Source organism: Agreia sp. PsM10 (assembly GCF_030433855.1).
Taxonomy (GTDB): domain Bacteria; phylum Actinomycetota; class Actinomycetes; order Actinomycetales; family Microbacteriaceae; genus Agreia.
This window is the reverse complement of the sequence record NZ_JARUXC010000010.1, coordinates 116413-139393: the sequence shown is the minus strand read 5'-3', so window position 1 is coordinate 139393 and position 22981 is coordinate 116413. Positions and strand designations below refer to the sequence as shown.

Here is a 22981-nt window from a genome sequence, read left to right as displayed (position 1 = left end):
ACGAACTTCGACCACGCAAAACTGCTCCCCAGAAGTTGAGACTGAATTTCTCAGTCCAACTTCCGGGGAGCGGTTCAGTTCGCGGTGAGGGGCTCTTCCCGTTCTGTGCTCGGTTTCTACTGCAAGGGCGCGACCACGCGCCACGCGACCGGATGCGGTCCCGCCGCCGCCAGCGCCGGCATCCGTTCGAGAATGGCCGGGTCGGTGCCGGCGAGCAGCACCGCGTTTCCGGCCTCGCGGCCGTCGAGCAGGGCGGCGGGTCCGATCATGGCGGCGACGGGGAACACGCTCGAGAGGGCGTCGATCTGTCGTCGGACAGTGCCGAGGTCCGGCTCGTCGGCCACGTTCACCAGAACGGTTCCCCCGGGGGCGAGCACCGCGCGTACGGCCTCGAAGAAGGTCTGAGAGATCAGATGGGCCGGCGTGGAGACGCCGGCGTAGACATCGCACACGACGACGTCGGCGCCCTCGCGCCAGGCGGAACCGGGCAGGGCGAGCGATCGCAGCGCCTCGAGCGCGTCGCCCTCGACGAGGTCGAGGTCGGCCGAGCGCGGCAGCGGCGCCTCCTCCAGCACGAACGCGACCAGCCCCACCTCCTTCTCGACGACGAGCTGCCTCGAGGTCGGCCTCGTCTCGGCGACATAGCGGGCGAGTGTGAGCGCGCCCGCACCCAGATGCAGAACATCGAGCGGCTCTGCGGGCCGTGCCGCGAGATCGATCGCCGTGCCCATGCGTCGCACGTAGTCGTAGAAGAGGTGTCGCGGGTCGCGCACCGAGACATGCGATTGGGGCACGCCGTCGAGGCTGAGCGTCAGCGCCCCCGCGACGAAAGGGTCGGGCGTCAGCCAGGCCACCGTCGACGACGGGAGAGTCATCTGCGCTGCGTCTGCCACAGCCACGAGCCTAGGCTCCCTGCACAGCGAACCGGGCGGCCTCGGGGGTAATAAGCTGTCGCACGGCAGGCGATGACGACCGTCGACGGCGGAATGGGAGTTCAGGTGGGAACCGGGAAGATGCGCGTCGACTGGCAGGAGCCCGTGACGCTCCACATTCATCCCGACGTCACCGACGCGCAGGCGGGCCAGCTCCGGCGCTCCGCGGGCGATGCCGTGCAGCTGCTGATCGGCCACGACATGACCGTGCACGCCTGGGTTCTGGATGCCGCGGGCCCGGTCCCGGTCGGCCCGGGCCAGGTCGTCGAGAGGGTCACCTCGATCGAACTCGATGCCGCCGCCCTCGACGACGACACGGTGCTCAACGTCGACCGCGTGACCGCGGGCACCGCTCCCTCCCTTCCGTCACTCACCCGCGAGGGCAACGATGTCGACGACACGATCCTGGGCCAGCCGCCGGTGAGTGTCGCGGCCGACGACCCCAACGCATCCGCAGACACCGTGATCGGCGAGAGGCGCCGGGTGCCGGCCGCCGCGCCCGACTCCGTTCTGCCGCCGCCCCCGCTGCCGTCCATTCCGGGGATCCCGGCCAGCGCCCACCTGAATGCGGGCGTGACCCCGACGGGCGCGCGACGCACCCGCATCGAGCAGCCCGACGCATCCGGCCCGGCCGCCGCGCCCCACGCCGTGTCCTTTCCCGACGGACGCGTGATCGCGCTCGATCGTGCCGTCTACGTCGGCCGTTCTCCCCGCAGTCCCCGCATCACCTCGGGGCTCGTGCCCGAACTCGTCGCGGTTCCGTCTCCGCGTCGCGAGGTCAGCGCAACGCACCTCGAGATCCTCGAGGAGGGGCGGGCTGTCGTCGTGCGCGACCTCGGCTCGACCAACGGAACGAGGGTGAGCTCACCCGGAGCCGCGCCGTCGCTGCTCGGTCCGGGGTCCAGCCGCGTGGTCGCTGCGGGAACCATGCTCGACCTCGGAGACGGAATCGTGCTCGAGATCGTCGCGGGCACGGACGGTGCCGAGTGGTGACCGCTGCTCCGTCGAGCGTGGGCGCCGCGACCGTGGCGCTGCCCGGCGACGGGGGCCACCTCGGACTCTCCTGGGCGGCCCAGACGAACAAGGGCCTGAAGCGCTCCCAGAACCAGGACAGCTACCTGGCGGAGGCGCCGGTGTTCGCCGTGGCCGATGGCATGGGAGGCCACGCGGCCGGCGACGAGGCGAGCGCGGCCGTCGTCGAGCGGCTGGCCGAGCGGCTCTCGGGGGGATTCGCATCGAGCGACGAGATCACCGACGCGCTCCGGCGGGCGAGCGCAGACATCGGGGAGATCGCCGGAGGACGCGAAGGGTCGGGAGCCGGCACGACGGTGACGGGCATCGCCCTGACGCTGCAGGCGGGCCGGCCCTACTGGGCCGTGTTCAACATCGGCGATTCGCGTGTCTACGTTCTCGACGGCGGGGTGCTCACGCAGCTCACCGTCGACCACTCCGCGGTCCAGGCCATGGTCGACTCGGGCCGCATCACCGCGATCGAGGCGGAGTCGCATCCGAATCGCAACATCATCACGAGAGCGGTGGGATACGGCAAGAACCCCGTACCGGATCTCTGGTTCATCCCGGTGGCGCAGGGCGCGAGGCTGCTCATCTGCTCCGACGGCCTCACCAAGGAGGTCGACGTCGATCTCATCCGCCTCCTGTTGTCGGAGGCGATCGATGCCGACGACGCGGCCGGCCTCCTGCTCGAGGCCGCACTCGCCGCGGGCGGGCGCGACAACGTGACCACGGTGGTCGTCGAGGTGACGGACAGCGACGTCGAGGCCGAGGCGGACACGACTCTTCCTCGGTTCGACTGACCTCTGTGCCCCTGATTGGGGGCACCCCCGTGAGGGGGTGGAACTGGACGATGCCGGTGATGGCATATGTACAGTGGGGTGACGGCCTTTCGGGGGAACTGCCCAGGGGTGTCTCGCCCCGCTCCACGCACCCGTCCCGAAAGAGGAACGCCCATGGCTCGAAGGCTGCCGTCACAGCCTCCCGTGCTCGCGGGCTACACGCACCTCAGGGCCCTGGGAAAGGGCGGCTTCGCCGACGTCTTCCTGTACGAGCAGGCGCTGCCCAGGGCCGACGTCGCCGTCAAGGTCCTGCTGCCGGGCGTGGCGACCAACAGCGTGCGCGCCATGTTCCTGTCGGAGGCGAACCTGATGTCGCAGCTGGCGACGCACCCCTCCGTCGTCACGGTGCACGCCGCGAGCATCGCGCCCGACGGCCGCCCCTACCTGGTGATGGAGTACTGCCCCTCCTCCTACGGGTCGCGCTACAAGACCGAGCGCATCGCCGTGGCCGAGGTGCTGACGGCCGGCGTCAAGATCGGCAGCGCACTCGAGAGCGCGCACCGCCTCGGCTTTCTGCACCGCGACATCAAGCCGTCGAACATCCTCCTCACGCAGTACAACCACCCCGTGCTCGCCGATTTCGGCATCGCGGCCACCGTGGCCGAGGCCGAACGCGACGAGGCCGAGGGCATGAGTGTGCCCTGGTCGGCGCCGGAGGTGCTGCAGTCCGAGACGAGGGGCTCTGTGCGCAGCGAGGTCTGGTCGCTGGCCGCCACCCTCTATTCGATGCTCGCCGGCCGCACGCCGTTCGAGTATCCGGGCAAGAGCAACACCCGCGACGACCTGCAGCGCCGCATCGTGGGTCGAGACCGTGTGCCGCCGACGGGGCGGCCGGATGTTCCACCGGAGCTCGAGACGCTCCTCGCGTCGTGCCTGAGCAAGAACCCGGCCGCTCGGCCCGCGAGCGTGCTCGAGGTCGTGCGCGCACTCCAGCTCATCGAATCGAGCCTGTCCCTTCCTCAGACGTCGGCCGACATCTCGAACGAGGCGGTGCATCGCCCGGCCCCCAGGCCGTCGTCGGCCGAGCCGACCAAGGCGGCACAGGGCGGGGTCTCGGTGCGCGGCGGGGAGGGCGCGCGGGTGAGGCACCGGGGACGCCGGTCCGAGGCCGTCCGCGAATCCACCGACTCGAGCGTCACCGTGATCAGGCAGGCCACGGCCGCCCGCTCGCGCTCCGTGCGCAGGCCCGGCGTGATCGCCGCCGTCGTCGGCAGTGCCGCCGTGCTGGTCGCCGCGATCGTGGCCGCCGTCGTTCTGGTGCTGGGCGCCCTGAACACGTCGATCCCGGTCGTCAGCGACATCCGGGCGCAGGAGCAGGCCGGCGCCGTCGTCTTCTCCTGGCGCGACCCCGGACTCTCCGGCGGCGACCTCTACGTCATCCGCTCGGCCGACGGATCCTCGTCGACCCAGACCTCGGCCGAATTCACCGTGCAGGCCGACGGCTCGGTGCCAGAGTGCATCACCGTGCGCGTCTCGAGAGACGGCCGACTCGGCGACCCGTCGGCCGAGAAATGCGCGTCTGCCGGAGGCGCCGGATGATCTTCCGCTGGCTCCGTGCGCACGCGTCGCAGGCGATCACCACCGTGAGCGTTCTGCTCGTCGCCGCCGTCGTGCTCACTGTGGCCCTCGTGTCCACGGGGTACACCGAACAGAAACTGCAGCTCGACGACGCGTCGGTCTGGGTCACCAATGGCTCTCGCCAGGCAGTCGGGCGCGCCAACACCGACGTGTTCGAACTCAATACGGTGGTCAAGAGCGAGGGCGGCGATATCGACGTGCTGCAGCGGGGCTCGACCGTTCTGGCCCACGACCGCACGAGCAACACCCTGCAGGTCATCGACCCCGCGACCTCGCTGGTCACCTCGACGATCCCGTTGCCGGCGGGCGACCCCGACGTGATGCTCGACGACGGTCAGATCGTGATCCACTCGGCCGACACGGGCGAGGTCTGGGTCGTGCGGCAGGCGAACCTCGACGGCTTCGACGACACGGAGCAGCCTCTGCTCAGCCTGGATGCGGGCAGCGCGGTCGCCGTCGACGACGACGGCATGCTGGTGGGCTTCGACCGCCGCAGCCAGCGGCTCGTCACCGCCGACATCCGCTCGGGTGCCGAGCCGAGCTCCGAGCCGGTGACCGGCATCGACGCCGAGGACGACGACGAGCTGCAGGTCACGCTCACCGGCGGCGTCGCATCCGTTCTCGACGTGACCCGGCGCGAACTCGTCGTCGGCGGACGGCAGATCGACCTGACCGACAGCGTCGGGGCCTCGGAGGAGCTCCAGCTGTCGGCGGCGACCACGACCGGAGACACCGTGCTGATCGCCCACTCGGGCGGCCTGCTCGGCGTCGACACGGCCACCGGAGCTCTCGAGCAGCTGGTCGAGGGCGCGCAGGGCCTGCCGGCCCGGCCGTTCGTCGATGACGATGGATGCGCGTACGCGGCCTGGGCGGACGGCTCGACCTGGCAGCGCTGCGGCTCGTCCGATGCGGTGAGCGGCCGGCTGGCCGGTGTCTCCGCCGACGACGACCTGGCCTTCCGCAGTAACGGCCGATACGTCGTGCTGAACGACCGCGTCGGCGGCCAGGTCTGGGCCGTGCAGCACGACAACCGCCTCATCGACAACTGGGACCAGCTGATCGACGACGACGACGACGAGCAGCAGCAGGACGAGGTCGACGACCAGACGCCGCCCGAGCTCGTGACCGACCAGCAGCCGCCCGTGGCGAACGCCGACGACTTCGGCGCCCGCCCGGGCGTGGCCAGCATCCTGCCCGTGCTCTTGAACGACTACGACCCGAACGGCGACGTGCTCTCGATCACGGCGGTCGGCGAGGTCGACCCCGCGCTGGCGCGGATCGACCTCGTGAGCACGGCCCAGCAGCTGCAGGTCACGCTGACGCCGCAAGCATCCGGCACCTTCACTTTCGACTACACCATCTCCGACGGCCGGGGCGGCACGGCCTCCTCCGTCGTCACCGTGACCGTGCGCTCCGCCGGTGAGAACTCGCCGCCGGTGCAGGCGAGGGTCACCCAGGCGGCCGTGGCCGTCAGCGGGATCTTCACGACGAACGTGCTCGGCGACTGGTATGACCCCGACGGCGATCCGATGTTCCTCGAGCAGGCGCAGACCGCCGAACCCGACCGCGTGTCGTTCGCCCCCGCGGGCGAGCTCGACTTCAGAAGCGGGTCGACGGCACCCGGCAGCGCGGAGGTCGGCCTGCAGGTCTCGGACTTCACCGAGGCCGGAACCGGCCAGGTGCGGGTCACCGTGTCGGAGCCGGGAACGGTACCGATGACCGCCGACGGATTCCTGGTGCAGGGCTACACGGGCCAGGAGCTGCAGATCTCGCCCCTCGAGCATGTTCGGGGAGGAACCGGCAGCATCCGCCTCAGCACCGTGGCCGACTACCCCGACACCACGATCACGCCCAACTACGCGAAGGGCACCTTCCGGTTCGAGTCGCAGAAGGCCGGAATCCACTACCTGTCGTACTCGGTCACCGACGCGGCGCAGCAGACGGCGACCGGCGTCGTGCGCGTCGACATCGCGGCGGCGCCCGATGCCGCGACGAAGCCCATCACGGTGCCGACCGTGGCCTTCCTCTACCAGCAGCAGACAGATCTGGTCGACGTGCTCTCCACCGACATCGACCCGGCGGGCGGCGTGCTGAGCATCTCCGGGGTCTCGGGGGTGCCTGCCTCCTCGGGAGTGGTCGTCGAGATCATCGAGCACCGCATCCTGCGCGTGAGGCTCAACAACCCGCTCGACGGTCCGGTGACGTTCGGCTACACCGCCACGAACGGGTTCTCGAGCGCCGAGGGCGTCGTGACGGTCTACCAGGTGCCCGAGCCCAAGAGGCTCCAGGCGCCCGTGGCCACGGCCGACAGCATCTCGGTGCGGGTGGGCGAGGTCGTCGACATCCCCGTGGTGGCGAACGACGAGCATCCGAACCGCAAGCCGCTCGTGCTCGACCCCGCGCTCGTTCAGAACGTGCCCTCCGGGGGAGGTCTGCTCTTCGTCTCCGGCAATCGCCTGCGCTACCTCGCACCCGACGAGCCGGGCGACTTCACAGCGATCTACCGCCTCGGCACCACCGCCGACGTGCAGTTCGACACGGCCCAGGTGACGATCTCGGTGAGGGAGGCCGACGCCGCGACCAACTCCGCCCCCGTGCCGCCGACCCTGTCGGCCCGCGTGCTCGCCGGCGAGGCCGTCAAGGTCTCCGTTCCCCTCGGCGACATGGATGCCGATGGAGACTCGGTGAGGCTGGTCGGGGCCGCATCGAATCCGGCCCAGGGCAACGTGACCGTCACGGGCGACGTGATCACCTACACGGCCGGCGCGGCGTCGCAGGGCACGGACTCGTTCTCCTACGAGGTCGTCGACAGCCTCGGTGCGCGGGCGACCGGCGTCGTGCGGGTGGGCATCAGTCCCGCCTTCGACACGGCGAGCCTGCCGGTCGCGGTCGACGACGTGGTCGTGACCACGCCGGGCAACACGATCACCGTGCGGGTTCTCGAGAACGACTCCGATCCGAACGCCGGCGCCCTCGACATCGTGGGGGCGGAATCCGCCGACGCCGTCGTCGACGTGCCGACCTCCGCAGACCGCATCACGTTCCAGGCTCCCGAGGCCGAGGGCGACTACGCCGTGCTCTACACGATCCAGAACGAGGCCGGGCAGCAGGCATCCGCGTGGCTTCGTGTGCGTGTCGACGTCGACGCCCCGCCCGTGCGCCCGGAGGCCGACGACACCGTGCTGAGTCTCACCGACATCCAGGGCCGTGACGAGGTGACGGTCGACGTGATGCGCAACGTCTTCTACGCCGAGGGCGACGGCGATGCGCTCCAGCTGTCGCTCGTCGCGGGCTACGACAGCACGGCCCAGGTGCTGCCGAACGACCGGGTGCGGGTCGCCGTGCAGCAGAAGAGCCAGATCATCCCCTTCGTCGTGGCCAGGGCCGACGATCCCGCTGTGAGCGCCACGGCCTTCATCTGGATACCCGGCCTCGAGGATGCGCTGCCCGAGCTGCGAACGACCGCCAAGCCTCTGCGGGTGCTGAGCGGCGACACCCTCTCGATCGACATCAACGACTACGTCGTCGCAGCCGGCGGCCGGCAGGTGCGGCTCACGGACGAGGCCACGGTCAAGGCGAGCAACGCCGACGGGTCGAACCTGGTCGTCGATTCCCGAATGCTGAGCTTCACGAGCCGCGACGGCTACTGGGGCCCGGCGTCGCTGTCGTTCGAGGTGACCGACGGCTCGAGTTCCGACGACCCCGACGGCCGGAAGGCCGTGATCGTGCTCGCGATCACCGTCGAGCCCCGCGACAATCAGCCGCCCGTCTTCTCCGGCGCGCAGCTGGGCCTGCAGCCGGGCGACGAGCGGGTGATCGAACTCCGCGATCTCACCAAGTACCCCTATCCGGCCGATGTCGACCAGCTCGTGTACGCGCTGAACTCCCAGCCCGGCGCGGGGTTCTCCGCGACGCTCGCCGGCACGAGCCTCACGATCGCGGCCGCAGCGGATGCCCGGGTCGGCAGCGGCTCGGAGTTCTCGGTGGGGGTGCGCGACGCGAAGAGCGACGGCAAGGCCGGCATCGTCAAGGTGTCGGTGGTCACGTCGAACCGCCCGCTCGTCAGCCCGGGTGCCGACACCCTCACGATCCGGCGCGGCGAGTCGGCGTCCATCCCCGTGCTCGCCAACGACACGGCGACCAACCCGTTCCCCGACAAGCCGCTGACCGTCGTGGCCGTGCAGGGCGCGGTGCCTGCCGGCGTGCAGGTCACGCCGAGCGCGGACAAGAGCACGCTCCAGGTGCAGGTCTCGCCGCAGCTCGACCTGAAGACCGCCGGCCAGGTGACGATGCAGTACCAGGTGGCCGACGCCACGAAGGATCCGACCCGTGCCGCCTGGGGCACGGTGACGATCACCATCGTCGACGTGCCCGACCAGCCGGCGGCTCCGGTTCTCGGCGGCGCCGGATTCGTCGACGGCCAGCTCGCCGTGTCGGCGGTTCCCCTTCCTTATCCGAACGGCGCGCCCATCACGTCGTTCCTCATCCGCAGCGACGACAACGGGGGATACTCGAAGGACTGCGGCGCCTCAGCGACCTGCCTCCTCACCGATCTGCAGGCGGGCAAGAACTACACGTTCTATTCGATCGCGGTCAACCAGTACGGCCAGTCGGTTCCGAGTGGGCGCAGCGCTCCCATGCGCAGCGACTACATCCCCGCGCCGCCGCAGCAGGTGACGATCACCCGGGAAGCGGCGGATTCGACGCAGTCGAACGAGGGGTACCTCGTCGTCTCCTGGAATCCCATCGCCGACCCGGCGCCGGGAAGCGCGGTGCAGCGGGTGCGGGTGCAGATCGGCGGGTCGACCGTCACACTGGACCGGTCTGCAACCTCTCTGCGCTACCGGGGCGTTCCCGGAACGGAGTACACCGCAGAGGTGTGGGCCGAAAACGGTGCCGACTCCCTCTACCCGGGTCAGATCCCGTGGAACAGATCCAGCTCGGGTGCGGCGACCGCCGCAGGCGCTCCCACGGCGAGCACGGTGGGCGCGACGGTCGTCGACGACGCCGGTTCCGTTCGCGTCGACTGGTCGGCCTTCGGCGCGAACGGCACGTCCGGCGTGAAGTACACCGTGGTGCGCTATCCGGCATCCGCCTCCGTGGCGAGCTGCAGCCAGGCGCCCGGCGGTCCCCTCGTCTCGCCCGGTGTCGTCGTTCCGTCGGCGTCCGGCGACGTGGGTTCGCGGTTCGTCTACGTCGTCTACGCCGACAACGGCTGGGGATGCTCCTCGGCACAGACCGGCAGCGTGCGCGTGCTGGTTCCACCGGCGCCGCCGACGGTGTCGCTCGCCTATCAGGACCCTGTCGACGGGCGTTACGGGGTCGCCGTCTCGAGCGCGGCGCCGGCCGTGCTGCCGAACACCGACGCATCCGAGTACACCATCCAGGCGTCGAGCGGCCAGACGGTGACCGACGGCTCGCCCCTGTCCGGATCGGGCCCGTGGACCTTCACCTCGTGCATCACGAGCGACGGCACGACGCGGTGCAGCGAGGCCGCCGCGGCCACGAACCCCCTCGTGCCCGTGAACGCGAACGCCTCGGTCACCTCGTGCGTGGCGGGCGAACAGGTGTCGGTGGCTCTCGAGAGCGCGGGCAGCGTCTCGTGGACGTTCGAGTACTCGTTCCGATCGACGATCGCCGGGATCCCCGGTGGATGGTCCAGCTGGTCCAATGATCCCACCGCGCCGGCACTCGGACCGCTCGCCGACTCGGAGGAGGTCGTCGTGCGCACGATCGGCGATGGGGGAGACTTTACGAGCGGCACAGACCAGAACGAGCTGCGCCAGCGAGGCAGCGGCAAGCAGTGCGGGTAAGAGTCGCCGCCACAGAGACAACAGGAGTACGACCATGACCATGACCCGCGAACAGGCCGCCTGGTTCTCCGACGTGTTCGGCCGCCTCGTCACGAACGTCGAGCGCGTCGTCTTCGGCAAGAGCCACGTGGTGAAACTGGCCTTCACGACGCTCCTGAGCGAGGGCCACCTGCTTCTCGAGGACTCCCCGGGCACGGGCAAGACGTCGCTGGCGCGCGCCATGGCGCAGACCGTGCAGGGCACGTCGAGCCGCATCCAGTTCACCCCCGACCTTCTTCCCGGCGACGTCACCGGCATGAGCATCTACGACCAGAAGCAGGGCGTGTTCGAGTTCCACCGCGGCCCGATCTTCGCGTCGATCGTTCTCGCCGACGAGATCAACCGCGCGAGCCCCAAGACCCAGTCCGCGCTGCTCGAGGTCATGGAGGAGGGCCGGGTGACGGTCGACGGCGCGACGCACGGGGTGGGCAGGCCCTTCCTCGTGGTGGCGACGCAGAACCCCGTCGAGCAGGCGGGAACCTACAGGCTGCCCGAGGCGCAGCTCGACCGCTTCATGATGAAGGCCTCGCTCGGCTACCCCGACCGCTCGTCGACGATCGCGATCCTCGAGGGCGCGGCCACACGCACGCACGACAGCACGATCCCCGCCGTGGTCACGAGCGCCAGCATCGTCGAGATGGCCGATCTGGCCCGCACGGTTCATGTCGGCCACGCGGTGCTCGACTACGTTGCCGACATCGTGGATGCGACGAGGAGCGCGGTCGAGGTGCGTCTCGGTGCGAGCGTGCGCGGTGCCGTGGCCCTTGTGCGCACCTCGAAGACGTGGGCCGCGGCGCACGGCCGGCATTTCGTGACGCCCGACGACGTGAAGACCCTCGCGGAGAACGTGCTCGCCCATCGGCTGGTGCTCGACCCCGAGGCGGAGTTCGACGGCGTGACCGCGTCGAGCATCATCGGTCAGATCCTGCTCGAGACCCCGCCGCCCACCGACAGGGCGAAGTCGGCTTGAGCGACGACGCGCGGCGTGCGGGTGCGACCGGGGCCGGCGGCCCCGGTGCTTCGCAGCGCCCGCCGGAGGTTCGGGCGAGGCGCACGGCGTTCGGCCGCCGCACCGCCCGCCGCGCCCGGGCCCTGGCGGCATCCGGAACGACGGACGCCCGGATCGAGCTCACCGGCCTGACCGGAACCCACGCCTACACGCGCACGCGCGCCGCGTCCGGCACCGATGGCGGCGGGGTGCGCACGGGTGTCCGGATGCGCGCCGTCCGGATCGCGCGAGCGGCGAAGGCGGGCGTGGCGCGCGCCTGGGGCTGGACCGCGGCGACTGTCACGGGACTCGGGCTGGCCATCGTCGGCGTCGTGGTCGTCGGTGCGGTGTTCGGCTATCTTCTCGGGTGGACGGAGCTCGTCGTGGCGGCGTTTACCGGTCTCGCCCTGCTGCTTCTCGGAACGCTCTTCCTCCTCGGACGCAACTCCTACGACGTGGGTCTCTCGCTCGACCGCGATCGTGTCATGGTCGGAGAGTCTGCACGCGCGACGCTCTCGGTGCGCAACCCCAGCCGGTTCCGCCTTCCCCCTGTCAAGAGCGAGGTCCCCGTCGGCAGCGGCCTGGCGGAGTTCTATCTCGGCGGCATCCGGCGGCAGGGACATGTCAGCCGGGTCTTCTCCGTTCCGACGGCGCGGCGGGGCGTCGTGCGGGTGGGGCCGGTGCGAACCGTCAGAGCCGATCCGATCGGGCTGCTTCGCCGCGAGTACGTCTGGACCTCCCACCTCGAGCTGTTCGTGCATCCGGCGACCGTGGCCATCCCCTCCACGAGCACGGGCCTGATCCGCGACCTCGAGGGCAACCCGACGCGCGACCTCACCGATTCCGACGTCTCGTTCCACGCCCTGCGCGAGTATGCTCCCGGCGACGACCGGCGGCACATCCACTGGAAGAGCACGGCGAGAACGGGCAGCCTCATGGTGCGGCAGTTCGAAGAGACGCGGCGCAGTCACCTGGTGATCGCCCTGTCGCGCTCGAGCGCCGACTACCACTCCGAGGAGGAGTTCGAACTCGCCGTCAGCGTGGCGGGATCCATCGGGCTCCGTGCGATCAGAGACGCCAGGGACGTTTCCGTGCTCGCCAGCGCCGAGACGCCCGAGTTCGCCCGGCGAGCAACGACGACACCCCTGCGTCTCAGCTCGCTCAGCAGGACACGCCTGCTCGACGACCTCGCGCGCGTCGAGCACAGCGTGCGGGCCATGGGACTCGTCGCGCTCGCCCGGGGCGGGGCGGAGTCGGTCTCCGGAGCATCGGTGGCCATCGTCGTCTGCGGATCCGAGGTGACGAGCGCACAGCTGCGCACCGCATCGGCCGCGTTCCCCGCGGGGGTCGAGGTTCTGGCTGTGGTCTGCAACCCGGGAATCGTGCCGAGCCTGCGCCGCGTCGGAGAGTTGAGCGTTCTCACGGTGGGGTACCTCACCGATGTGCAGAAGGCGCTGGCGAGGGCGGCATCGTGAGGCCGGCTTCCCGCGTCGATCGGCGCTCCGCCGCGATCGACACCGCCCTCTTCGTTCTGCTGATGTGCATTGCGGCGGCGACGCTCTGGCCCATCTACCAGACCCCGCGGCTCGTCGTTCTCGCCGGAGCGGCACTCGTGCTGGGAGTGGCCGTCGCGTGGGCCGGCGCGCTGCTGCGCTGGCCCGGATATGCGGTCCTCGGCGCATCCATCGGTGTGTTCCTGGTCTTCGGCGTGGCCCTGGCCGTACCCGGTCGGGCGATCTTCGGGGTGCTGCCGAGCTCCGACGGCATCCGCGACCTCGTGACGGGCAGCGCCCTCGGGTGGAAGCAGCTCGTCACGGTCGACCTGCCCGTGGCGAGCTACCAGTCGCTGCTGGCTCCCGCCCTCGTGCTGATGCTCGGGGGGAGCGTGCTCGGCCTGTCGATCCTGCTGCGCACCCGACGGGGCGAGGTCGCCGTGGCGATTCCCGTCGCCGTGGCCGTCACAGGGATCGCCCTCGGCCCCGAGACGGCGTGGTTCCCCGTCGCGACATCCATCGCCTTCCTCCTCGTCGCGATCGCCTGGATGACGTGGCGCGCCCGACTCGCGAGACGCCGCGCCATCGCGCTGCTGGCCGGCCAGACCGAGCAGGATGCCCGAACGCGCGAGACCGAGCCGGAACGCCGGAGGGCCGTACGCCCCGTGATCGCGGCCATGGTCGTTCTCGCGGTCGCCGTCGCCGCGGGGGTCGCGGGCGCCGGGGCCCTCGCCCCGCAGGGGCCGCGCGAGGTGGTGCGGTCCGCCGTCGAGAGGCCGTTCGATCCGCGCGACTATGCGAGTCCCCTCAGCGGCTTCCGCTCCTACTTCAGTGCCGAAGCCGCCGCATCACCGCTCTTCGAGGTCGCCGGACTGCCCGACGGTGCGCGCATCCGTCTTGCGGCGCTCGACACCTACGACGGCGTGGTCTACAGCGTGGGCGACGCCTCCTCGACGGGTGCCTCGGGCTTCTTCGCCCGGGTCCCCTCCACGATCGACAGAACCGGCGAGACAGGGTCACCCGTCGCGGCGACGATCTCGGTGTCCGGCTACCGCGGGGTCTGGCTCCCCCTGGTGGGAGACGCCGAGAGCATCGAATTCGGCGGGCCCCGGGCCTCCCAGCTGGCCGACGAGTTCTTCTACAACCGCACCACGTCGACGGGGGCCGTGCTCGGCGGAGTGCAGGAGGGCGACACCTACACCGTCGATTCGATCGTTCCTCCCGCACCCGACGACGACGAGCTGCTGGCGGCCGCACCGGGCGACGCATCGGTTCCCGAGCCGCGCAACGTGCCGGAGGCGGTTGCCGCGGCGGTCGCCGACGACACCGCCGGGCTCGACGAACCCGGCGAGAAGCTGGCGGCCGTCGTCCAGGCGATCCGCGCATCCGGCTATATCAGCCACGGCACCGACCCCGATCGGCCCTACTCTCGATCGGGCCACGCCGCCGACCGCATCACCGAGCTCCTCACGGCTCCGCTCATGCTGGGCGACGCCGAGCAGTACGCCGCGACCGTCGCGCTCATGGCCGGCGAGCTGGGCTTTCCCGCCCGCGTCGTGATGGGCTTCGCACCCCCGGCCGGGTCGACCACCGTGACCGGGGCAGACGTCTCGGCCTGGGTCGAGGTCGACCTCGCCGGCTACGGATGGGTCGCGCTCGAGCCGACGCCCGACGACAGGGCCATTCCAGAGCAGCTTCCGGATGCGGCGCAGCAGGTGTCGAGGCCGCAGGTCGTCATCCCGCCGCCGCCCGCGGCCGACGACACTCCCGTGGAGCCGAACCGACCCGAGGCCGACGAGAAGCAGGCAGACGATCCCGACGCGTTCTGGCCGGCCGTGCTCGGCATCGTGCGCGTCGTGGGGATCGTCGGACTGCTGCTCCTGGTCGTCTGCGCGCCGGTGATCGCCGTCGGCGCCGCGAAGCTGGCTCGCCGGCGTCGTCGTCGGCGGCGATCGGATGCCGCCTCCCGCATCGCCGGAGGCTGGCAGGAGCTGGTCGACGCGGGTCTCGACTACGGCTACGACGTGCCGCCCGCGGCCACCAGGCTGGAGGCCGCACGGGCCGTCGGCGTCGCAGGGCTCGACACGCTCGCGCGCCGAGCCGACACGGCCGTGTTCGCCGACGACCGCACGGACTTCACAGAGGCCGATCGGTACTGGTCGGACGTCGCGGTCGTGCGCGCCCTGTGGGCGAAGGAGTTCTCGCGATGGCAGCGCATTCGCGCCGCGGTCCGCACGCGATCGCTCGCGTCGAACCGGCGCGCCGCCGATGGCGGGGGAGCGCGTCGTGGCTGAGCCCGAGCTGCCCCCGTTCCCCGCGTCGACGCCCGGCGGGCTGTGGGATGCGCGTTCCGCGCGCATCCCGTTCGTCGAGCCGTGGCCCGTTTCGGCGGATGAGCCCGTGCGCCCGACCGCCCCGGTGTCGTATCTCCTCGACTTCGGCACGGGCCGGGAGGTGACCGTCACGGGAGCCGGCATCATCGGACGGGCGCCCCAGGGCGTCGGTGGGGAGTCCGCGCTCCAGCTGGTGCGTATCGACGACCCGGGCAGATCGGTGTCGAAGGTCCACGCCCGATTCGAGATCGACCGCGACGGCCTCTGGATCGAGGATCTCGGTTCGGGCAACGGAACGACCATCGAGCAGCCGGGCATGCCTGCCGTCGATCTGCGGCCCGGGCAGAGGTATGCCGCCCGGGCGGGCGCGGTCGTGCGCATCGGGCGGCAGTCGTTCACCGTGCGGTGACACGTGCGCCGCGCCTGCTGGCCAAGCACCTCCCCGACGGGCAGGATGGCCTTATGAGCACGAACAACGATCCCGATCGCGACCCGCAGCGTTCGAACGGCCACGAATCCGAGCCGCGCGAATCCCGACCCGAGCCGCAGGCCGACCCCGACACGCCGTTCGTCGTCGCCGAACCGTCGACCGTCGAGCCGGGAACGCTCGAGCCCGTCGTCGTGCACACCGCGAACACGGAGACCGGCCCCCGCGAGTCGACCGGCTGGACCAGCCCCGCCGAGAACCGGGAGCCCGACGGCTCGAATCCGTATGTGGTCCGCACGACCGTTCCTCCCATGAACCCGCACATGACGGGCGCGCCGCTCGCGCAGCAGCACGAGGGCGCAGGCAGCCCTCCGGCCCCGTCGGTTCCGCCCGGCCTTCCGGGCGGCGAGATCTACTCGGCGACTCCGCCGCCCGGCTACACGGCCCAGCCCGCACAGCCCGCCAGACGAGGCAACCGCCTCTTCGGCACGGTCATCGCCCTGCTCGGCACGGTCGCATTCGCCGTGGTCTACGCCGCTGTGGCCGCCCTGTCCTTCGTCTTCAATCCGTCGGTCGACAACGCCGCCGCGACCCTCACCCGGTTCCTGGTCAACTTCGCGTTCATCGTTCCGGTCGTGTTCTTCGCGATCGCGTTCATCCTCCTCGTGCTGATTCTCAACCGTGCGGGCTGGTGGGCCTACATCATCGGCGGTTTCGTCGTGGCGGCGATCGTCTATGCGGGATCGATCGTGGGCGCGTACCTCGCCGTGCAGGGCTGGACCATGAGCTCGGGCGAGCTCGGCGAGTTCCTGCGGTCGCTCCTGATGGACCCGCTGCCGCTGGCGGCCGCCATCGTCGCCCGCGAGGTCTCCGTGTGGACCGGTGCCTGGGTCGCCTCGCGCGGTCGCAAGGTCAAGGAGCGCAACCAGGCCGCGAGGGCCGAGTACGACAGGGCGGCCGCCGAGGCACCGGCCTCCGCGCCGCAGGGATCGCCGGCCTGGTAGCCGCCATGCCGGGCCCGGGTCTGCGATACGGCCGATCGGTCTTCGCGACGGCGCTGTTCGTGGCCCTCGTCGTGGCCGGCTGGGGATTCGTCAGTCTGCTGACCGAGACCGATGTGGTGGGCGATCGCAGTGTGGGGCCGATCGTCGTGCCCGTCTCGATCGGGGTGAGCGCACTCGCCGTCTTCGTCGCGCTCGCGGCGCCGCGGTGGTCGACCATGACGACCAGGGGAGCGGGCACGCTGCTGGGGGCGTCGATCGTCCTCGCCCTCGGAGCGGTCGCCGTGCAGCTGGCCGTCCTCGGCATCCTGCAGTTCGTGGCCACGGGCAGGCCCGTCTCGCTTCTCCTGGCCATCGCGGCGCAGGCGCCCACGCCCTACACGCTCGTCGTGGTGGCAGCCGCCTTCGTCTCGGCCATGGGACTGGGCCTGCTGGCTGCCGGTGGCGGCGGCGCATCCTGGCCGTGGGAGAAGGACTGAGGCCTGCGGCGCGCAGACGGCAACGCCCGCGGGGGACGATCTCTGCTTGGATGGACATCCGGGATTCGAACGGAGGAGCCCTCGATGTCAGATGCCAGCCTTCCCCCTGTGCCCGAGGGCGCCTCGGCAGTGCCGCCGGTGCCGCCGGTGCCGCCGCTTCCTCCGACCGTCGGACCTGCGGGTTCCGCGCCCGCCTACCCGGGAGCGCCGCAGTACCAGCCGCAGTTCGTTCCGCCATCGCAGTTCGTTCAGCCGTCGTCCGCGCATCCGCCCCAGCAGCCGAGGCGGAGGTCGCGCACGGGGCTCATCGTCGGCATCTCCATCGCGGCCGCCGTCGTCGTCCTCGGCGGTGCCGGTCTCGCGGTCGCCGGCGCGTCGATCTCCTCGTCGTTGGCGCCGGACAGTCAGGTCGACGAGTTCCTGCAAGACCTCGTCGACGGCAGGGCGGAGGCCGCCCTCGCCGTGATGGGCGAGAAGCCGTCGGGGCTCCTCACCGACGAGGCGTACACGTCGTCGGCGAACCACATCACCGACTTCTCCGTCGGAAAGCCGAAGACGACCGGAGACACGTCGACGGTCACCGCCAAGATCACACAGGGCGGAACGAGCTACACGCAGGAATTCACGCTCTCGAAGAGCGGAAAGTCGTTCATCGTCTTCGACACCTGGCAGCTCGAGCCCCTGTCGCTCGGAGTCGTCGACGTGCAGGTGCAGGGGCCGGCGGGTCTGTCTGTCGAGATCGACGGCGATGCCGTCGACGAGGCCGACGGCACCACCCTGCGTGCCTTCCCCGGCGACTACGAGGTGTCGGTGGTCGACGACGACGAGCTGTTCGACGCCGTGCCCGCCACGGCCAGCGTCGTCGGACTGTCCGACAGCGCGGCGGGAAGCGTCGCGACGGCGGCGGTCACGACGACGCTCACCGAGGCTGGAGTCGCCGCCGCGCAGGCCGCCGTCGACGCCTATGTCGACGGATGCGTGGCCCAGCAGAGCCTGAAGCCCGACAACTGCGGGTTCGAGGCACGCGCGCAGGACGGCGTGACGTACTCCAACATCCGCTGGACTCTGACGGTGCGTCCCACGTATTCGTTCGGCGGATGGGCCCAGAACGGCTGGTCGGTCACCACGGAGACGGGTGGCACGCTCGACGTCGTGGCGGACTCCGTCGACGGCGCGGGACGCTCCGGGCCGTCGGGCACGACCATCTCCAATTACCGGCCGATCGGCACCGTCTCGGTGGTCGACGGAGCCGTCCAGTTCACGTCATCGGTGCTGCCGTTCTGAGCGGTGGCGCTCGCTTGACCGAAGGCCGTGGTTGGGGCTAATATTGCCCGGGCGTGTGCATTCTTGCATGCCCACTTTTCGCCCCGGATCCGTTCGAGGCGAGACTCTTGCGCCAGACCAGTCTGAGGCAAGGCAAGGGCCGGTCCTCTCTGGGGCCAGCTCCCACGGCATACCCACCATCAAGAATCCGCATGCGTCCGCGTGTACGGACGGTGGGTCCACAGGAACATCGGAGAGAATCCCGCAAGCCGGGTGCCGCCGATTGCTACGCGAAAGCAAGCTGTCACCGTGCAGCAGAAAATAGGAGAAGTAGTGCCAACCATTCAGCAGCTGGTCCGCAAGGGCCGGACTCCGAAGGTCACCAAGACCAAGACGCCGGCCCTGAAGGCCAACCCGCAGCAGCGCGGCGTCTGCACCCGCGTCTACACGACCACGCCCAAGAAGCCCAACTCGGCTCTCCGCAAGGTCGCCCGCGTCAAGCTGTCGAACGGCACCGAGGTCACCGCCTACATTCCCGGCGAGGGCCACAACCTGCAGGAGCACTCGATGGTGCTCGTGCGCGGCGGTCGTGTCAAAGACCTGCCCGGTGTCCGTTACAAGATCGTCCGCGGCGCCCTGGACACCCAGGCCGTCAAGGGCCGCAAGCAAGCCCGTAGCCTCTACGGCGCGAAGAAGGACAAGAAGTAATGCCTCGCAAAGGACCAGCACCGAAGCGTCCCGTCATCGCGGACCCGGTCTACGGAGCCCCCATCGTCAGCCAGCTCGTCAACAAGATCCTTCTTGACGGCAAGAAGGGCCTTGCCGAGCGCATCGTCTACGACGCACTCGAAGGAGTCGCCGCCAAGAACGGCGCCGACGCCGTCGTGACCCTGAAGAAGGCACTCGACAACGTGCGTCCGACCCTCGAGGTGCGTTCGCGCCGCGTCGGCGGATCGACCTACCAGGTCCCCGTCGAGGTCAAGCCCCACCGCGCCAACACCCTGGCCCTCCGCTGGCTCACGAGCTACGCGAAGAGCCGTCGCGAGAAGACCATGACCGAGCGTCTCACCAACGAGATCCTCGACGCATCGAACGGCCTCGGCGCCGCGGTCAAGCGCCGCGAAGACACGCACAAGATGGCCGAGTCGAACAAGGCATTCGCTCACTACCGCTGGTAGAAAGCGTGTCGAGTCGTGCGGTCCGCATCCGCGGGCCGCGCGACTCGATTCCTGCCTGACGTTCGACAAACCCCTTAGTAAACAACCGGAGGCAATCTGTGGCACAGGACGTGCTCACCGACCTGAACAAGGTCCGCAATATCGGCATCATGGCTCACATCGATGCCGGCAAGACCACCACCACCGAGCGCATCCTGTTCTACACGGGTATCACGCACAAGATCGGTGAAGTCCACGATGGTGCAGCCACCATGGACTGGATGGCGCAGGAGCAGGAGCGTGGAATCACCATCACGTCTGCTGCGACGACCTGTTTCTGGAACAAGAACCAGATCAACATCATCGACACCCCGGGTCACGTCGACTTCACGGTCGAGGTGGAGCGTTCGCTCCGCGTGCTCGACGGTGCCGTCGCCGTCTTCGACGGTAAAGAGGGCGTCGAGCCCCAGTCGGAGACCGTCTGGCGCCAGGCCGACAAGTACGACGTTCCGCGCATCTGCTTCGTCAACAAGATGGACAAGCTCGGAGCCGACTTCTACTACACGGTCGACACCATCATCAACCGCCTCGGAGCCAAGCCGCTGGTCATCCAGCTGCCCATCGGCGCCGAGTCGAGCTTCGAGGGTGTCGTCGACCTGGTCGAGATGCGCGCGCTCACCTGGCGCGGAGACTCCAAGGGCGACGTCCAGATGGGCGCCAAGTACGAGATCGAAGAGATCCCGGCCGACCTCAAGGACAAGGCTGACGAGTACCGCCAGCTGCTTCTCGAGACCGTCGCCGAGACCGACGATGTGCTGCTCGAGAAGTTCTTCTCCGGCGAAGAGCTCACCGTCGCCGAGATCAAGGGCGCCATCCGCAAGCTCACCGTGTCGAGCCAGATCTACCCGGTTCTCTGCGGTTCCGCGTTCAAGAACCGCGGCGTTCAGCCCATGCTCGACGCCGTCATCGACTACCTCCCCACCCCGCTCGACGTTCCGGCCACCGAGGCCCACGACGCGCGTGACGAAGAGGTCGTCGTGATGCGTCACCCCGACGCCAACGAGCCCTTCACGGCGCTGGCGTTCAAGGTCGCGGTGCACCCGTTCTTCGGTCGTCTCACGTACATCCGCGTCTACTCGGGCCAGCTCGAGTCGGGCGGACAGATCATGAACTCGACCAAGGGCAAGAAGGAGCGCATCGGCAAGATCTTCCAGATGCACGCGAACAAGGAGAACCCGGTCGACTCCGTCACCGCCGGTCACATCTACGCGGTCATCGGTCTGAAGGACACGACCACGGGAGACACGCTGAGCGATTCGCAGCACCAGGTCGTCCTCGAGTCGATGACGTTCCCCGACCCGGTCATCGAGGTCGCGATCGAGCCGAAGACGAAGGCCGACCAGGAGAAGCTGGGTGTCGCCATCCAGAAGCTCGCTGAAGAGGACCCGACCTTCCGCACCGAGCAGAACCAGGACACGGGCCAGACGGTCATCAAGGGAATGGGCGAGCTTCACCTCGACATCCTCGTCGACCGCATGAAGCGCGAGTTCAACGTCGAGGCCAACGTGGGCAAGCCCCAGGTCGCGTACCGCGAGACGATCCGTCGCCTGGTGCCGAAGCACGACTACACCCACAAGAAGCAGACCGGTGGTTCGGGTCAGTTCGCCAAGGTGCAGATCTCGATCGAGCCCATGGAGGTGACCGCGGAGAAGAGCTACGAGTTCGAGAACAAGGTCACCGGTGGTCGCGTTCCGCGCGAGTACATCCCCTCGGTCGACGCCGGAATCCAGGATGCCCTGCAGGTCGGCGTTCTCGCCGGCTACCCCATGGTGGGTGTCAAGGCAGCCCTGCTCGATGGCCAGTTCCACGACGTCGACTCCTCGGAGATGGCGTTCAAGATCGCTGGTTCCATGGCGTTCAAGGAAGCCGCCCGCAAGGCGGACCCGGTCATCCTTGAGCCGTTGATGGCAGTCGAGGTGCGCACCCCTGAGGAATACATGGGTGACGTCATCGGCGACCTCAACTCGCGCCGTGGCCAGATCCAGTCCATGGAGGACGCGACCGGTATCAAGGTCATCCGTGCCCATGTGCCGCTTTCGGAGATGTTCGGATACATCGGTGACCTGAGGTCGAAGACCTCGGGCCGCGCGGTGTACTCGATGACCTTCGACAGCTACGCCGAGGTCCCCAAGGCTGTCGCCGAAGAGATCATCAACAAAAACAAGGGCGAATAGTCCTGTATCGTGTTCCGGTGCTCAATATTGTTGCGAGCACCGGAGCGCGTAACATCAATACACAAACACCCCCGCTCTTCACCCGGTAGTTTTCTGTCCGGATGCGGAGCAAGAGAGTCCTGAGGAGGACCCAGTGGCCAAGGCCAAGTTCGAGCGGACCAAGCCGCACGTAAACATCGGAACGATCGGTCACGTCGACCACGGAAAGACCACGCTGACTGCAGCGATCTCCAAGGTCCTTGCCGACAAGTTCCCGTCCAAGACCAACGTTCAGCGCGACTTCGCGTCGATCGACTCCGCTCCCGAAGAGCGCCAGCGCGGTATCACGATCAACATCTCGCACGTCGAGTACGAGACCGAGAAGCGTCACTACGCTCACGTCGACGCCCCGGGTCACGCTGACTACATCAAGAACATGATCACCGGTGCTGCCCAGATGGACGGCGCAATCCTCGTGGTCGCCGCAACCGACGGCCCGATGGCCCAGACCCGCGAGCACGTTCTGCTCGCCAAGCAGGTCGGCGTTCCCTACCTGCTGGTCGCGCTCAACAAGTCCGACATGGTCGACGACGAGGAGATCCTGGAGCTCGTCGAGCTCGAGGTTCGCGAGCTGCTCTCCAGCCAGGACTTCGATGGCGACAACGCTCCCGTCGTGCGCGTCTCCGGCCTCAAGGCCCTCGAGGGCGACGAGAAGTGGGTCGACTCGATCCTCGAACTCATGCAGGCCGTCGACGACTCCATCCCGGAGCCCGTCCGCGACAAGGACAAGCCCTTCCTGATGCCCGTCGAGGACGTCTTCACGATCACCGGTCGTGGAACCGTCGTCACGGGTCGCGCCGAGCGCGGAACCCTCGCCATCAACTCCGAGGTCGAGATCGTCGGCATCCGCCCGACCGTCAAGACCACGGTCACGGGTATCGAGATGTTCCACAAGCAGCTCGACGAGGCATGGGCCGGCGAGAACTGTGGTCTGCTGCTTCGCGGCACCAAGCGCGAGGACGTCGAGCGCGGCCAGGTCATCGTCAAGCCGGGTTCGGTCACGCCGCACACCGGTTTCGACGGAACCGCCTACATCCTGTCCAAGGATGAGGGTGGCCGCCACAACCCCTTCTACACGAACTACCGCCCGCAGTTCTACTTCCGCACCACCGACGTGACCGGCGTCATCACCCTCCCCGAGGGCACCGAGATGGTCATGCCCGGCGACACGACTGACATCAGCGTCGAGCTGATCCAGCCCATCGCCATGGAAGAGGGCCTCGGCTTCGCGATCCGTGAGGGTGGCCGCACCGTCGGTGCCGGTACCGTCACGAAGATCACCAAGTAGTCGATTCTTCACCAGAAGTGCCTAATTAATTGGGCCTCAGTAGGGCCTCACCTTCGGGTGGGGC

Annotated in this window: 16 protein-coding genes; 15 read left to right on the top strand and 1 reads right to left on the bottom strand. The window is 69.2% G+C overall.

Annotated elements, in window-relative coordinates; genetic code table 11:
- Positions 1-116: 116 nt before the first annotated feature.
- Positions 117-893: a spermidine synthase gene (locus QCD70_RS13605; protein ID WP_301217171.1), complete on the bottom strand. Its 777-nt coding sequence runs from the start codon at positions 891-893 to the stop codon at positions 117-119.
- Between the two features lie 72 nt (positions 894-965).
- Here QCD70_RS13605 and QCD70_RS13600 point away from each other — a divergent pair, with 72 nt between their 5' ends.
- The 15 genes from QCD70_RS13600 (at position 966) to tuf (ending at position 22917) form a co-directional block, all read left to right on the top strand.
- Positions 966-1925, top strand: coding sequence for an FHA domain-containing protein (locus QCD70_RS13600; RefSeq protein ID WP_301217169.1), 960 nt, complete (start codon positions 966-968; stop codon positions 1923-1925).
- Complete coding sequence (locus tag QCD70_RS13595) at positions 1922-2746, top strand: PP2C family protein-serine/threonine phosphatase (protein ID WP_301217167.1); 825 nt, start codon at positions 1922-1924, stop codon at positions 2744-2746. Before QCD70_RS13600 ends, QCD70_RS13595 begins: the two co-directional genes overlap by 4 nt.
- 153 nt (positions 2747-2899) lie before the next feature.
- Positions 2900-4324 (top strand): serine/threonine-protein kinase, encoded by a 1425-nt coding sequence (locus QCD70_RS13590; RefSeq protein ID WP_301217165.1) that lies wholly within the window; start codon positions 2900-2902, stop codon positions 4322-4324.
- Complete coding sequence (locus QCD70_RS13585; protein WP_301217163.1) at positions 4321-10176, top strand: Ig-like domain-containing protein; 5856 nt, start codon at positions 4321-4323, stop codon at positions 10174-10176. Before QCD70_RS13590 ends, QCD70_RS13585 begins: the two co-directional genes overlap by 4 nt.
- A gap of 34 nt (positions 10177-10210) precedes the next feature.
- A complete protein-coding gene (locus tag QCD70_RS13580; RefSeq protein ID WP_301217161.1) occupies positions 10211-11185 on the top strand; it encodes an AAA family ATPase in 975 nt (324 codons plus the stop codon).
- Positions 11182-12678, top strand: coding sequence for a DUF58 domain-containing protein (locus QCD70_RS13575; protein WP_301217159.1), 1497 nt, complete (start codon positions 11182-11184; stop codon positions 12676-12678). The genes QCD70_RS13580 and QCD70_RS13575 overlap by 4 nt, the downstream gene beginning before the upstream one ends.
- Positions 12675-14990 carry a transglutaminase-like domain-containing protein gene (locus QCD70_RS13570; RefSeq protein ID WP_301217157.1) on the top strand — a complete coding sequence of 772 codons (2316 nt, stop codon included), beginning with the start codon at positions 12675-12677 and terminating at the stop codon, positions 14988-14990. Before QCD70_RS13575 ends, QCD70_RS13570 begins: the two co-directional genes overlap by 4 nt.
- Complete coding sequence (locus QCD70_RS13565; protein ID WP_301217155.1) at positions 14983-15438, top strand: FHA domain-containing protein; 456 nt, start codon at positions 14983-14985, stop codon at positions 15436-15438. The genes QCD70_RS13570 and QCD70_RS13565 overlap by 8 nt, the downstream gene beginning before the upstream one ends.
- 53 nt (positions 15439-15491) lie before the next feature.
- Positions 15492-16460, top strand: a complete 969-nt coding sequence (locus QCD70_RS13560) for a hypothetical protein (protein ID WP_301217153.1) — start codon at positions 15492-15494, stop codon at positions 16458-16460.
- A gap of 5 nt (positions 16461-16465) precedes the next feature.
- On the top strand, positions 16466-16936 hold the full coding sequence (locus QCD70_RS13555) for a hypothetical protein (protein ID WP_301217151.1): 471 nt from the start codon (positions 16466-16468) through the stop codon (positions 16934-16936).
- Between the two features lie 84 nt (positions 16937-17020).
- On the top strand, positions 17021-18220 hold the full coding sequence (locus QCD70_RS13550; RefSeq protein WP_301217149.1) for a hypothetical protein: 1200 nt from the start codon (positions 17021-17023) through the stop codon (positions 18218-18220).
- A gap of 312 nt (positions 18221-18532) precedes the next feature.
- A complete protein-coding gene (gene rpsL / locus QCD70_RS13545; RefSeq protein WP_055927044.1) occupies positions 18533-18907 on the top strand; it encodes a 30S ribosomal protein S12 in 375 nt (124 codons plus the stop codon).
- The gene (gene rpsG, locus QCD70_RS13540) at positions 18907-19377 is read left to right on the top strand and encodes a 30S ribosomal protein S7 (RefSeq protein WP_055927045.1); all 471 of its coding nucleotides are present in this window, start codon (positions 18907-18909) and stop codon (positions 19375-19377) included. Before rpsL ends, rpsG begins: the two co-directional genes overlap by 1 nt.
- Before the next feature lie 98 nt (positions 19378-19475).
- A complete protein-coding gene (gene fusA, locus QCD70_RS13535; protein WP_301217145.1) occupies positions 19476-21590 on the top strand; it encodes an elongation factor G in 2115 nt (704 codons plus the stop codon).
- A gap of 133 nt (positions 21591-21723) precedes the next feature.
- Positions 21724-22917 carry an elongation factor Tu gene (gene tuf, locus QCD70_RS13530; protein WP_055927050.1) on the top strand — a complete coding sequence of 398 codons (1194 nt, stop codon included), beginning with the start codon at positions 21724-21726 and terminating at the stop codon, positions 22915-22917.
- The last annotated feature ends 64 nt before the right edge of the window (positions 22918-22981 follow it).